At 70.9% G+C, this 13,400-nt stretch carries 12 protein-coding genes; 8 read left to right on the top strand and 4 right to left on the bottom strand.

Translation table 11 applies throughout. The annotated features are described in order from the left end of the window. A partial coding sequence (locus QM582_RS15860) for a hypothetical protein (protein ID WP_415085996.1) occupies positions 1-334 on the top strand: 334 nt, incomplete at its 5' end. On the opposite strand, the gene QM582_RS15855 is transcribed toward QM582_RS15860, so the two are convergent. Continuing rightward, complete coding sequence (locus QM582_RS15855; RefSeq protein WP_415085994.1) at positions 331-1,803, bottom strand: CCA tRNA nucleotidyltransferase; 1,473 nt, start codon at positions 1,801-1,803, stop codon at positions 331-333. The genes QM582_RS15860 and QM582_RS15855 overlap by 4 nt on opposite strands. Before the next feature lie 94 nt (positions 1,804-1,897). Here QM582_RS15855 and QM582_RS15850 point away from each other — a divergent pair, with 94 nt between their 5' ends. Both QM582_RS15850 and murJ read left to right on the top strand, forming a co-directional pair. Then, a complete protein-coding gene (locus QM582_RS15850) occupies positions 1,898-3,853 on the top strand; it encodes a DUF6049 family protein (RefSeq protein ID WP_415085992.1) in 1,956 nt (651 codons plus the stop codon). Beyond that, positions 3,850-7,431, top strand: a complete 3,582-nt coding sequence (gene murJ / locus QM582_RS15845; protein ID WP_415085990.1) for a murein biosynthesis integral membrane protein MurJ — start codon at positions 3,850-3,852, stop codon at positions 7,429-7,431. Before QM582_RS15850 ends, murJ begins: the two co-directional genes overlap by 4 nt. Here the strand turns inward: murJ and QM582_RS15840 are convergent. Next, entirely contained in the window at positions 7,406-8,020 is a 615-nt protein-coding gene (locus QM582_RS15840) for a hypothetical protein (protein ID WP_415085988.1), read from the bottom strand. The two genes, murJ and QM582_RS15840, sit on opposite strands and share 26 nt — an antisense overlap. Before the next feature lie 100 nt (positions 8,021-8,120). Between QM582_RS15840 and QM582_RS15835 the strand changes: the two genes are divergently transcribed. From QM582_RS15835 to QM582_RS15825, 3 genes are all read left to right on the top strand, one after another. After that, positions 8,121-8,438, top strand: coding sequence for a helix-turn-helix domain-containing protein (locus tag QM582_RS15835; RefSeq protein ID WP_415085986.1), 318 nt, complete (start codon positions 8,121-8,123; stop codon positions 8,436-8,438). Between the two features lie 42 nt (positions 8,439-8,480). Beyond that, a complete protein-coding gene (sigM, locus tag QM582_RS15830; RefSeq protein WP_415085984.1) occupies positions 8,481-9,050 on the top strand; it encodes an RNA polymerase sigma factor SigM in 570 nt (189 codons plus the stop codon). A gap of 62 nt (positions 9,051-9,112) precedes the next feature. After that, the gene (locus tag QM582_RS15825) at positions 9,113-9,316 is read left to right on the top strand and encodes a hypothetical protein (protein ID WP_415085983.1); all 204 of its coding nucleotides are present in this window, start codon (positions 9,113-9,115) and stop codon (positions 9,314-9,316) included. Positions 9,317-9,386: 70 nt separating this feature from the next. Here QM582_RS15825 and glpK read toward each other — a convergent pair whose 3' ends face one another. Then, the gene (gene glpK, locus QM582_RS15820) at positions 9,387-10,898 is read right to left on the bottom strand and encodes a glycerol kinase GlpK (protein ID WP_415085981.1); all 1,512 of its coding nucleotides are present in this window, start codon (positions 10,896-10,898) and stop codon (positions 9,387-9,389) included. Between the two features lie 113 nt (positions 10,899-11,011). Further along, a complete protein-coding gene (locus QM582_RS15815; protein ID WP_415085980.1) occupies positions 11,012-11,773 on the bottom strand; it encodes an MIP/aquaporin family protein in 762 nt (253 codons plus the stop codon). A gap of 247 nt (positions 11,774-12,020) precedes the next feature. Here QM582_RS15815 and QM582_RS15810 point away from each other — a divergent pair, with 247 nt between their 5' ends. Together QM582_RS15810 and QM582_RS15805 are read left to right on the top strand one after the other, a co-directional pair. After that, a complete protein-coding gene (locus QM582_RS15810) occupies positions 12,021-12,971 on the top strand; it encodes a sugar-binding transcriptional regulator (RefSeq protein ID WP_415085978.1) in 951 nt (316 codons plus the stop codon). A 2-nt stretch (positions 12,972-12,973) separates the two neighbouring features. Then, positions 12,974-13,400, top strand: a 427-nt coding sequence (locus QM582_RS15805; protein WP_415085976.1) for a hypothetical protein, incomplete at its 3' end; no start/stop codon positions are given.

Genomic DNA, 13,400 nt, shown 5'->3' with positions numbered 1-13,400 from the left:
CCGTCCGGCGGCCGCGCCGGAGCCGTCCCGGCCCAGTGGGCAGCTGCCCGCGGCGGCGTCCACCCACACCGACGACGCCGATCAGGTGCGGATCATCCTGGTCACCGCGCTGGGCCAGGTGCCGTTCCTACCCGCCGAGCAGCAGACCGCGGTCTCGGTGGCGCTGCAACGGGCGATCGCGTCCGCCGGCGGCCAGCGCGGTCCGCTGCTGGACGCGGTGAACCGGGCGCTCTATGCCGCCGCCGAGGCGGTGCAGACCCCTGGCGGCCAGTCGATCGTGGCCCTGCTGGCACACGTCCCCAAGGTGCTCGGCGAGGCCGAGCCGACTCCCTAGCCCTGCTGGTCGGCCCACCATGCCAGCAGTGCCTGGCGGGCCTTCTCCTCGCCCAGCGGGCCGTCGTCGATCCGCTTCTCCAGCAGGTACTTGTACGCCCTGCCGACGTCCCGGCCGGGCGGGATGCCGAGGATCGCCATGATCTGGGTGCCGTCCAGGTCCGGACGCATGGCGTCCAGTTCCTCCTGCTTGGCCAGCTCGTCGATCCGCCATTCCAGCTGTTCGTAGGCGGTGCGCAGCCGGGCCGCCTTGCGCGCGTTGCGGGTGGTGCAGTCGGAGCGGGTCAGCACGTGCAACCGGCTCAGCTCGTCACCGGCGTCCCGCACGTAGCGGCGCACCGCCGAATCGGTCCAGTCGGCGTCGGCGTAGCCGTGGAAGCGCAGGTGCAGCTCGACCAGCTTGGCCACCGCTTTGATCTGCTCGTTGGGGAACTTCAGCGCCTGCATCCGCTTGGTCGCCATCTTGGCGCCCACCACGTCGTGGTGGTGGAAGGACACCTTGCCGCCGGGCTCGAAGCGGCGGGTCCGCGGCTTGCCGATGTCGTGCAGCAACGCCGCCAGCCGGGCGATCAGGTCGGGGCCGCCCAGCCGGGGTTCCAGGTCGATGGTCTGGTCGAGCACGGTCAGGGTGTGCTCGTAGACGTCCTTGTGTCGGTTGTGTTCGTCGCGCTCCATCCGCAGCGCCGGCAGCTCGGGCAGCACGTACTGGGCCAGTCCGGTGACCACCAGCAGGTTCAAACCCACCCGCGGATCAGGGGCCATGATCGTCTTGACCAGTTCGTCCCGGACCCGCTCCGCCGAGACGATCTCGATCCGCTGCGCCATCGCGGTCATCGCGGCCACCACCTCGGGGGCCGGGCGGAAACCCAGCTGGGCGGCAAACCGGGCGGCCCGCATCATCCGCAGCGGGTCGTCGCTGAACGACAGCTCCGGGGTGGACGGCGTCATCAGCACGCCGTGCTCCAGATCGCTCAGCCCACCGAACGGGTCCAGCAGCTCGCCGCTGACCATGTCCAGCGCCATCGCGTTCACGGTGAAATCGCGGCGCACCAGATCGCCGCCCAGGTGGTCCCCGAACACCACCGCCGGCTTGCGCGAGTCGGAGCTGTAGGCGTCCGAGCGGAAGGTGGTGACCTCGATGACCAGCTTGGGCGCCTCGGCAGGGGACGTCGCCGCCGGGCTCGGACGGTCGTCCGGCACGGCGCAGCCGATGGTGCCGAAGTCGCGGCCCATGTCCCAGATCGCACCGGACAGCTGGCGCAGCAGCCCTTCGATCTGGTCCGGACGCGCGGAGGTGGTGAAGTCCAGGTCGTTGCCGGCCCGGCCCAGCAGGGCGTCCCGCACCGGCCCGCCGACCAGGTACAACTCGTGCCCGGCCGCGGCGAACAGCTCCGCCATCCGCAACACCGTCGGGGACGACGTGCGCACCAGCTCCAGGGCGGCGCGCTGGGTGGAGGTCAGCTCGGGCACGTCGAGACACTCTACCGGGCGGGGCCTGCCCGCCGGCTGACCCGCGGTACCCGTCCTCCCGGGCCGGACGCGGCCCGCACCCTACGATGGGACGGTGATCCGTACCGTCCCGGCCAAGCTCGCGCTCGTGCTGGCCTGGACCATCGCGGTCGCCGCCGGCTGGCTGGTTCCGGTGCTCCCGGCACGGGCCGTCGGCCCCGAGTTGAAGGTCGAACTGACCAGCCTGCGCACCACCGGATCGGGCAAGAAGACCGCCGTGGTGTTGCGCGGCACGGTGACCAACGTCGGCGCCCAGCCGGCGTTCGGCGTCCGGGCGGTGTTGTGGCGCAACCGCGAGCCGATCGTCGAACCGGCCACCTTCGGCTCGGTGCTGACCGGCCAGAACGAACCGTGGGGCACCCGGCTCTACAGCCGCCCCGAGCACTACTTCGCGATCACCGAGTCCGACCAGGCCTTCGACCCGGGGGCCAGCGCCGAGTTCACCGTCCGCGGCACCCTCGCCGAGCTCGGCTTCACCGGCGCGGGCCAGATCTACCTGCTCGGCGTTCAGGTACGCGGCACCGCGGACGCCTCCAGCAACTACCAGGTGCTCACCCAGACCCGCACCTTCTACGTCAACGCGCCCGAGAAGAAGCTGCCGCTGACCTCGATCGTGCTGCTCTCCGCCGACCCGTCCAAGGTGCGGCCGGACGTCTTCGCCGACGAGCGGCTGTCGGCCGAGCTCAGCGGACGGCTGGACACCCTGCTCGGCATCGCCGCCCGGCCCGGCATGTCCTGGCTGGTCGATCCGGCCCTGATCGACGAGGTCGCCGACATGGCGGACGGCTACAGCGTGATCGACGGCACCGGCACCAAGCCCGGCACCGGGCAGCAGGTCGCCCAGACCTGGCTGCAGCGCTTCCGGGCGCTGCCCGACGATCGCGGGGCCCGCACCCTGTTCGCCGGCCCGGACGTGCTGGGCGCCGAGCAGAACAAGACGCCGCAGGTGCTGGAACGCTCGGTGGAGGCCGCAGCCACGGTGCCCGAACTGGCCGGCCTGCCCCTGATTGTGCTGCCCCAGGGCGGCGTCGCCGGACCCGGAACCCCCGCCTGGCTACGGGCGGCGGACGCCGACGCGATCGCGGTGAGCACCGCCGGACGCGGTCCGGTGCTGGCCAAGGGACCCGCCGGGTCGACGCTGTTGCGGCTCGCCCCGGCGGCGACCGCCGGGGGGCCGGGCACCGAGGACGGCCCGGTGCAACGGGTTCAGCGGCAGTACGCCGAGGCGATCCTGGGCGGAGGCCTGGCCCGGTTGATCAGCACTCCCGAGGACGCCGACGCGGACGCCGACGCCGCCCCGCGCTGGCTGAGCCGCACCAGTCTGCGCAGCCTGCTGGGCGGCGATCCGGACGGCGCCGCCGCCACCCTGACCCTGCCGGTGAAGCCCGCCACCCTGCCGGCGTCCCGGTTCCGCCAGTTCGCCACCCTGACCGCCGACTTCGCCCGCTACCGCGAGCTGGTGCCGAACTCGGCGCTGGCGCAGAGCGAGGCGGCCACGCTGAGCCGGCTGGTCTGCTCCGGCTGGATCGGCGACCGGGCGGCGTCCTCCTGGACGGCCGCGGTGACCGGGCTGGTGGGCGGCGCGGCGATCGCCGACAAGGTGGTGCTGTCGGCCAGCCCGCGGGTGCTGATGTCGTCGCGCAGCAACGAATTCCCGGTCACCGTGACCAACGGGCTGACCGAGCCGATCGTCGTCCGGGTCGAGTTCACCTCGGACAATCCGCAGCGGATCGGCATCCCCGACTCACCGACGATCACCGTCGGCCCGGGACAGAGCCAGACGGTCAACGTGCGTCCCGAGGCCACCTCGAACGGCCTGGTCAACGTGACCGCCAGCCTGCATACCGCGTCCGGTAAACCGGTCGGGCACGGCACCCGGATCGCGGTCGAGGTGACCGACCTGGGCGTGATCGGGTGGATCATTGTCATCGTCTCCGGCGTGGTGCTGGTGGCGGCCACCGCACTGCGCATCCGCCAGGTGCGCCGCAAGCAACGCGAGGAGGAGCTTTGAGCGACGAAGGCCGGGACACCCCCGCCGCGTCCGGACGACGGCTGTTGAACGCCACCGCCCTGATGGCGTCCGGCACCATGGTGTCGCGCATCCTGGGCTTCGGACGCGCCGTGCTGCTCGCCTTCGCGCTCGGCAACAGCACCCGCCAGGCGGAGATGTTCGGCCTGGCCACGCTGATCCCGAACACCCTCTACATGCTGTTCGCCGGCGGCGCACTGAACACCGTGCTGGTGCCGCAGATCGTCCGGGCGATCAAGAACGACTCCGACGGCGGACAGACCTACGTCAACCGGATCATCACCGCCTTCCTGGCCGCCCTGGCGGTGGTCGCCGCGTTGATGGTGGTCGCGGTGCCCTGGCTGCTCACGCTGTGGACCGACGTGCAGTGGCAGGCCCTGCCTCACTGGCAGTCGCTGGTCTTCATCACCTATCTGACCATGCCGCAGCTGTTCTTCTACGGGGCGTTCTTCCTGGTCGGCCAGGTGCTCAACGCCAAGGACTCCTTCGCCCCGATGATGTGGGCGCCGATCGCCAACAACGTGGTGCAGATCGGCGTGCTGGGTCTGTACGCGGTGATCTGGGGCCACGGCGTCGACACCTCGGCACCGTTCAGCACCGAGCAGGCGCTGCTGCTGGGCGGCGGCTCGACGCTCGGCATCCTCGTCCAGACCTTGATCCTGATCCCCTTCTACCGCCGCACCGGCTTCCACTACCGGCCCCGCTGGGACCTCAAGGGCACCGGCCTGGGGCACACGTTCCACCTTGCCAAGTGGATGATGGGCTACGTCGCGCTGACCCTGGTGGCGCAGGCCGTGGTGACCCGGCTGGCCACCTCGGCGGTGGTCGGCGGCTCCGGCGCGGGCAGCAACGTCTACAACCAGGCCTATCTGATCTGGGTGCTGCCACATTCGCTGCTGACCGTCTCGCTGGCCACCGCGATGCTGCCGCAGGCGTCCCGGCTGGCGGCGGTGAAGGACCTGATCGGCGTCGCCGACGAGGTGCAGCGAGCCATCCGGCTGGCGGTCACCTTCCTGGTGCCGGCCTCGGTCGGGTTGATCGTGCTGGCCGAGCCGATCGCGCGGATCGCCTTCGGCCTGGGACGGGGGGCCGCCGACTTCCACTTCGTCGCCTGGACGCTGATGGCGTTCGCGATCGGCCTGGTGCCGTTCACCATCCAGTACCTGTACCTGCGCGGCTTCTACGCCCTGGAGGACACCCGGACGCCGTTCCTGCTGCAGGTGGTGATCTCGGGGGTGAACACGGCGCTGGCGATCGGCTTGACGATGGCCTGGCTGGACGTGAACACGGTCGCGCCACGGCTGGCCCTGTCGTACAGCATCGCCTACCTGCTCGGCGTCTGGCTGTCGCACTTCTCGCTGCGCAAACGGCTGGTGGCGCTGGACGGCGCCGGCCTGGTGCGGCACCTGGCCAAGCTGGTCGTCGCCACTGCTCCGGCGGCGGCGCTGGCCTGGGCGATCACCTGGTACTTCGGCCGCTTCGAGTCGGCGCTGCTGGCCCTGGTCGGCCTCGGCCTGGCCGCGATCGTCGCCATCCTGGCGTTCTTCTTCGCGGCCAAGCGGTTCGGCATCGGCGAGGCCACCCAGGTGCTGCAGGCGGTGCGCCGGCGTTCCGAGCCGCATCCGGTGGTGACGGTGCAGTCCGAAGAGCTCGCGGACGAAATCGGCTCGCTGCCGGCCGACGAGGACGACGACCCCGAACCGGCCGCGAACCCGGAGCCGGAGGACGAGCCGGAGCAGGTCAACACCGACCCCGACGGCGCCGGCCAGTTCATCACGATCGCGCCGGAGCCCGTCCCGACACCCGAGCAGCCGTTGCTGCACTACCCCGACCCCGCCGTCGAGCACGATCCGGTGATGGAGGTCCCCACCGACGCAGCCGTCGCCGGGCTCACCGTCGGCCAGGTGCTCGGCGAGCGCTACCGGCTGGACGAGGTGCTGGCCCGGCGCGGCACCGCGCTCACCTGGCGGGCCTTCGACCAGCGGCTGTCCCGGCCGGTGCTGATGCACCTGCTGCCCGCCGACGATCCGCGTGGCGAGGAGCTGATCGGCGTCGCCAAGCGGGCGTCCGGGGCCCCCGATTCGGCCTTCCTGCGGGTGCTGGACGCCGGCGTTTTCGACGACGGCGAGCACTACATCGTCCACGAGTACGCCCCGGGCAGCTCGATCGAGCGGGTGCTGGCCGGCGGGCCGCTGTCGCCGGTGGAGGCCGCCTGGGTGGTGAAGGAGCTGGCCCAGGCGCTGGCCGCGCTGCACAGTCGCGGCCTGTACCACGAGCGGATCAACCCCGACACGGTGGTGATCACGGCGGCCGGCAACGTCCGGATCGTCGGCCTGCTGGTGGAGGCGGCCCTCGACCCCGAGCCGCGGGAGCCGCGCGAGGAGGCGTCCGACGTCCGGGCGCTGGGCGCGCTGCTCTACGCCTGCCTGGTCACCCGGTGGCCCGGCGGCGATCTGTACGGCATGCGGGCCGCGCCGACCGACGGTGCCCGCACCCTCACCCCGGCGCAGGTGAAGGCCGGGGTGCCGCGGATGCTGGACACCCTGTGCGACCGCATCCTCAACCCGACGCCGCGCAACCGGCAGTCGCCGATCACCACGGCCCGGGCGATCGCCCAGCAGCTGACGGCGGTGCTCGGCCAGGCCAGCGCCGCCCCCGATCTGGAACGCCGGCTGCGGCTGCCGGTGGAACAGATCCGCACCTCCCGGTCCCAGTTCACCGCGCCGGTGCCCTCAGCACAGGATCGTCCCGGCGACGACGAGCCAGGGGCGAGCGAGGCGCGTCCGGCCGACGACGGCGACACCGGTGAGTCCACCCAGCCCTGGCAGTTCCCCGGACTGAAGACGGACGACCCCACCACCGAGCCGTTCACGCCGATCCCGCCGCCGGCCCGTCCGTCCGCCGGCACCGATCACCAGCTGATCATGCCGTCCCCGCAGCGCGGCGGCATGGGACGTCCGCCGCGCCGGCTGCTGGCGCTGATGATCGGCCTGTTCGGCCTGCTGCTGGCGGGTTCGCTGGTCTGGGTGGCCGTCGGCCAGCTGAACGCCAGCCGCACCCCGTCCGCCTCACCCAGCCCGAGCGCCGCCCAGCTGATCGCGATCACGTCCGCGACCGACTTCGACCCGTCCGCGGACCACGGCAGCAACAGCGAGAACGCCCGGCTGGCACCGCGGGCGATCGACGCCGATCCCGAGTCGGCCTGGCTGACCGAGCGCTACCGCGGCGACGCCCGGCTGGGCCGGCTCAAGCCCGGTGTCGGCCTGGTCCTCGACCTGGGCAGCGTCCGCAGCGTCAGCCAGGTGAACGTGTCGGTGATCGGCGACGGCACCGCGGTAGAATTGCGGACGCCCGCCGCGGCCGACGTCAGCACGGCCCCGATGCGTTCCCAGGCCGAATGGAAGACGGTCGCCCGGATCGAGAAGGCGACCGGGACCGCGGTGATGAAGCCCGACCAGCCGGTGAAGACCCGCTTCCTGCTGGTCTACCTGACCTCGCTGCCCCCGGAGTCCGGCAGCTACTACCAGGGCGGCATCAAGAACATCGAAGTGCGCGGCTGAGGCCGTGCGGCGAATCGGCGGCCGCTGCCGGGCGGTGGGTGCGGTCGCAGTCGCGGTGGCAGTCGCAGCCCTGACGGTCACCGGCTGCGCCATTCAGCAGGGCCCGCGAGAAGGTTCGGCGCTCGACCTGCCAAATGCGCACGGCTGGGTCACCACGCAAACGGTCGGATCCCTCTTCACCGACGGCTTCGAGACCATCGACGTCGCCGATCGGCCGATCCGGGTCACCTCGGTGCGGTTCGCCGGCGGCGGTCCCGGCCTCCGGCTCGTCGGGTTCGAGATCGTCCCGCCCGGACGTCCGTACGCCACCATCCAGTCCATCCCCGGATTCCCGCCCCGGAATCCGGACCTGCCCACCACGCGCGTGCCGAACGACGCGGAACTGCACCCGGATCCGGCCGGGCAGGACTACGAGCTGCTGCTCGGCATCGAGGTCACGGCCAGCGGCCGGTGGGTCCGGGACGGCGTGGTGATCGGCTACCGCACCGACCAGGGGGACTTCGATCAGACCCTCCCCGACCGGCCGCCGACACCGACACCGCAGCCGACCGCCCGATCTGCCCCACGAACCGCCACCGGTGTTGTTCACGGTCGACCTCCGGTACTTCGGATCTGTCGCCTGACTAGCGGATTCACCAATCCCCAATATATTGGGCGGACTCTGCGAGCCGGCCCACCAAGGTGGGCACGTGCCCCGCCCCGAGCCGCTTGCGTCCTATCTCGTGGCGGCCCAGCTACTCGGCGAGAAGGTCCGCGCACTGCGCGAAGATCGCGGCCTGACCCAGGAGGAGCTCGCCCACCGCACCGGCATCGCCCGCAACCAGATCCAGAACATCGAGCACAACCGGAACAACGCCAAGGATCCGCAGACCGGACGTCCCGGTCGCGGCAACGCCCGGCTCGACACGATCTTCCGGCTGGCCCACGAACTCGACGTCGAGGTCACCTACCTGGTCGACCCCGGACGCCCGATCAAGCCCTTGCCGCGGCGACGTCCCCGGAAATGACAAGCTCCACCCGCATCCGGGCCAACCGCTAACCTCAGGGGCGTGAGTGCCCGGTACGAACCCACGGACGCCGCGCTGCTCGCTGCGCACGTGGCCGGGGACGACCGCGCGTTCTCCACGCTGGCCGAGCGGCACTTCGACCGGATGTGGAATGTCGCGATGCGGGTGATGGGCAACCGCGAGGACGCCAAGGACGCCCTGCAGGACGCGATGATCTCCGCGTTCCGGCGGGCCGCCGACTTCCGCGGCGACGCCGCCGTCACCACCTGGCTGCACCGGATCGTGCTGAACGCCTGCCTCGACCGGCTGCGCCGGCTCCGCTCCCGGCGCGCCGACCCCCTGCCGGACGACCTGGACCGGTCGATGCGCTTCGCGTCCACCGCCGACCCGGAGACCGCCGCCGTCCAGCGCGACCTGGCCGCCGACGTGGCCGGCGCCCTGGAACAGCTCGGCGCCGACCAGCGCGCGGCCCTCGTCCTGGTAGACCTGGAGGGGTACAAGATCGAGGAGGCGGCCCGCATCCTCGGCTGCGCCCCGGGGACGGTGAAGAGCCGATGTTCGCGCGGCCGGGCCAAGATCGCCGTGCTGCTCCGCGGCTGGAGGGAGGACTGATGGGAACCGAACCGCGTCCGCCCGCGTCCAACCCGGGGTCAGCCGCAGCAGAAGGAGCCGGCATGTACTCCGAGCCCGCGGTCACTCGCGCTCTCCAGGCCGCACCCCCGCTGGTCTGTCCCGACGACATCAAGGCGCAGCTGCTGGCCACCATCGCCGGCGAGGTCGAGTTGCGCCGCGCCAGCCGCTTCGAGCCGGACGCCGACGTCCGTGAGCTCAAGGCCGGATCGCCGCTGTGGTCCGATCACCCGGTCGACGACACCTGAAAGCCCCCTACCTACGCGGAATCGCCCGCCACCTGCACGGTGACGGGCGATTCGCGTGGTCGGGCGACGATCACTCCTTGATGTCGTCGTCCACCCAGTCGAAGGTCCGGGTGACGGCCTTCTTCCACTGCCGGTACAGCCGGTCGCGTTCGCCGGCCTCCATGTTCGGCTCCCAGCGCTTGGCCTCGGCCCAGTTGTCGATGACGTCCTGCTCGCCGTCCCAGTAGCCGACGGCGATGCCGGCGGCGTAGGCGGCGCCCAGCGCGGTGGTCTCGGCGACCACCGGACGGATCACCGGCACGCCGACCTGGTCGGCCTGGAACTGCATCAGGGTCTCGTTCATCGTCATGCCGCCGTCGACCTTGAGCTCGGCCAGCTTGACGCCGGAATCGGCCTCCATCGCGTCCAGCACCTCACGGGTCTGGTAGGCGGTGGCCTCCAGCGCCGCGCGGGCGAAGTGGTGCTTGTCGACGAACCGGGTCATGCCGACGATCGCGCCGCGCGCGTCCGAGCGCCAGTACGGGGCGAACAGGCCCGAGAACGCCGGCACGAAGTAGATGCCGCCGTTGTCCGCGGCCGCCAGCTCTTCGACCTCGGGGGCCGAGGAGATGATGCCCAGCTGGTCACGCAGCCACTGCACCAGCGAACCGGCCAGCGCGATCGAACCCTCGAGCGCGTAGATCGGCTTGTTGTCGCCGATCTTGTAGCAGACCGTGGTGAGCAGGCCGTTCTTCGACGGAACGATCTCCTCGCCGGTGTTCATGATCATGAAGCAGCCGGTGCCGTAGGTGTTCTTGGCCATGCCGACCTCGAACGCCGCTTGGCCGAAGGTGGCCGCCTGCTGGTCGCCCAGGTCACCGGCGATCGGCACGTCGTAGAGCAGGCCGGCCGGACGCCCGCGTCCGTACACCTCGGAGGAGGACTTGATCTCCGGCAGCATCGACATCGGAATGCCCATGTCGGCGGCGATCTCGGGATCCCAGGACAGCGTCTTGAGGTCCATCAGCATGGTGCGGGACGCGTTGGTGACGTCGGTGACGTGCACGCCGCCCTCGACGCCGCCGGTCAGGTTCCAGATCACCCAGGTGTCCATGGTGCCCATCACCAGGTCGCCGGCCTCGGCGCGTTCGCGGGCGCCCTCGACGTTGTCCAGGATCCACTTCACCTTGGGGCCACAGAAGTAGGTGGCCAGAGGCAGACCCACCCGGTCCTTGTACTTGTCCTGATCGCCGCCGCCGAGCTCCTCGATGATCTTCCCGGTGCGGGTGTCCTGCCAGACGATGGCGTTGTACACCGGCTCGCCGGTGTTCTTGTCCCAGACCAGGGTGGTCTCGCGCTGGTTGGTCACACCCACGGCCGCCAGGTCGTCCTTGTTGACCTGGGCGTCGGCCAAAGCGATGGCGACGACCTCGCGAATATTGGCCCAGATTTCCTTGGCATTGTGCTCGACCCAGCCTGCCCGCGGCAGGATCTGCTCGTGTTCCTTCTGCCCGCTGCCTACGATCCGGCCCTCGTGATTGAACACAATTGCCCGGGAACTCGTGGTCCCCTGATCGATCGCGAGAACGTACTTCTCAGCCATTGCTTTCCTTTCCACATCTTTGTAGGAGATTTGACTGTCTTGGTGGGTCGGGCCGGACGGCGTCGCTCATTCTGCCCGCCGTCCGGCACCGATTGGTTACGAACCTGCGACGCTCACGGCAGCAGGACGTGGGACGCCAGACCGGCGACCACACCGCCGATGATCGGGCCGACGACCGGGATCCAGGCATAGCCCCAGTCGGACGAGCCCTTGTTCGGGATCGGCAGCACGGCGTGCGCGATGCGCGGGCCCAGGTCACGGGCCGGGTTGATCGCGTAGCCGGTCGGGCCACCGAGCGAGGCGCCGATGCCGACCACCAGCAGGGCGACGCCGAGCGCGCCCAGCCAGCCCAGGTTGGCCGCCGGGGTGGCTCCGGCGCCGGTGAACTTGCCGGACGCCAGCACCACGAAGACCAGTACGAAGGTGGCGATCGCCTCGGTGATGGTGTTCCAGACCGGGTCCCGCACCTCGGGGCCGGTGGAGAACACGCCCAGCTTGATGCCGTCCGGCGCGTCCTGGTCGAACTGGTTCTTGTACGCCATCCAGGCCAGCACCGCACCCAGGAAGGCACCCAGCAGCTGTGCGCCGATGTAGGTGACGATGGAGGCGAAGTCGACCGGAACGCCCGGCACGAACTCCTTCGCGCCGGAGGCGACGATGCCCAGGGTGACGGCCGGGTTCAGATGCCCGCCCGACTTGTACGAGACCAGGACGCCGGCGAAGACCGCCAGGCCCCAGCCGAAGTTGATATGCAATGCGCCCGTGCCGTTGCCCTTGCTCTTCGGCAGCAGGTTGTTGGCAACCACTCCGGCGCCGAGCAGCAGCAGCATGGCTGTGCCGACGGTCTCGGAGAGGAAGATGGTTGCAAGAGACACTTGTCAGCTCCCTTCAGGCACCACGTTCGGTGCCGACCTGAGGCCGGGGAACCCCCGGCCCGATGTGCACTTCTTGGCACCGCCCCTGGTGGGTCGGCGGGGAGTTCCAGGGGGTGTCGGAGCACGGTTGCACCAGTGCGGCCTAGCCCCGGGCGGCCGTCCGCTTCCGGCCGTCTCCCATAGTGTTGCCATGGGTTGAACACATGCGCTAGGTCTTTGCACGAACGTGCAGAAGTGGGGAGATGGCATGAACGACCGGTATGACGACATGTATCAAGCGGCTTCCCGCTACTACATCCAGGGCGAGACGATGGAGTCGATCGCCCGCCAGCTGGGGCTGTCCCGCTCGACGGTGAGCCGGCTGCTGGCCGAGGCGCGCTCGTCCGGACTGGTCCGGATCAGCCTGGCCGACCGCAGCGGCTCCCGCTCTCCGGTGGCCACCACGCTGAACCACATCTTCGGCGTCCGGGTGCATCTGGTCGCCGTCCGCGAGGGCACCCCGGAGGACCGTCGCTTCGACCAGGTGGCCCGGCTGGCCGGCCGGCTGCTCTCCGAGGCCGTCGGCGACCATCACGTGATCGGTGTCGCCTGGGGCGTCACCACCTCGCAGGTGGTCCGCTATCTGCAGCCCAAGCCGCTGGTCGGGGCGACCGTGGTGCAGATGAACGGCGGCACCAACCAGTGGTCGTCCGGGATCCCCTACGTCGGCGAGATCCTGACCGGCGTCGGGGACGCCTTCGGCTCGCGGGTGGTCTACTTCCCGGTGCCGGCGTTCTTCGACTACGCCGAGACCAAGCGGGCGATGTGGCGGGAGAGGTCGGTGCGCAACGTGGTCACCCTGCAACGCCGGATGGACGTCGCCATCTTCGGGGTCGGCTGCCTGAAGGCCCAGGTGCCCTCGCACGTCTACTCGTCGGGTTATCTGGACGATCACGACATGCGCCAGCTGGCCGCGGACGGGGTGGTCGGCGACGTGTCGACCGTGCTGCTGCGCGAGGACGGCTCCTGGACCGACATCGACCTCAACGCCCGGGCGTCGGGGCTGACCCCCGCCGAACTGTCCCGGGTGCCGCGCCGGTTCTGCGTGGTGGCCGACCCCTCCCGGGCGGCGGCGATCGTCGGCGCGCTGCGGGCCGGGACGACCACCGACCTGGTGATCGACGAGGGCACCGCGCGGGCCGTCCTGGACCGGCTGTAGCCATGCATCGCCCGCTGATCGGCCCCGGGTCGCTGCTGGAATCCGCCGACCGGCCGGCCTGGTGGACGCCGCCCGGCGCCCCGCACCGGCTGGAGGCGGTGATAGGCACCGACAACGGCGACGGCACGCTGACCATCTGGCACCACTTCCGCGGCCAGCGGCGTCCGGACAACCCGTGGCTGCGCGGGGACGCGATCAGCGCCGCCGCGCTCGGGCCGGGCGCGTTGCTGCAGCGGGGACGTCCGGGCAGCCCAGGACATCAGCTGGTGGCACTGATTCCCGAAGCCAACGGGCTGATCGAGTACGCCTGGTCGATCAACGCGGCCGCGCCGGACCGCTGGCGGCGGATCGGCCCGGCCACCGCGGCGCCGCTCGACCGGCCCGCCTGGGACGGTCCCGAGGACGCCGCCGAGTGGGGCGGCGGGACGG

The organism is Micropruina sp., from assembly GCF_047607385.1.
Classification (GTDB): Bacteria; Actinomycetota; Actinomycetes; order Propionibacteriales; family Propionibacteriaceae; genus Micropruina.
The sequence above is the reverse complement of the archived record's forward strand: the minus strand, read 5'-3'. Positions and strand labels throughout refer to the sequence as shown.

Coding starts and splice junctions, on each gene's coding strand:
- QM582_RS15825 (WP_415085983.1), top strand. CDS start 9,113: ATGTACTCCGAGCCCGCGGTCACTCGCGCTCTCCAGGCCGCACCCCCG.
- glpK (WP_415085981.1), bottom strand. CDS start 10,898: ATGGCTGAGAAGTACGTTCTCGCGATCGATCAGGGGACCACGAGTTCC.
- QM582_RS15810 (WP_415085978.1), top strand. CDS start 12,021: ATGAACGACCGGTATGACGACATGTATCAAGCGGCTTCCCGCTACTAC.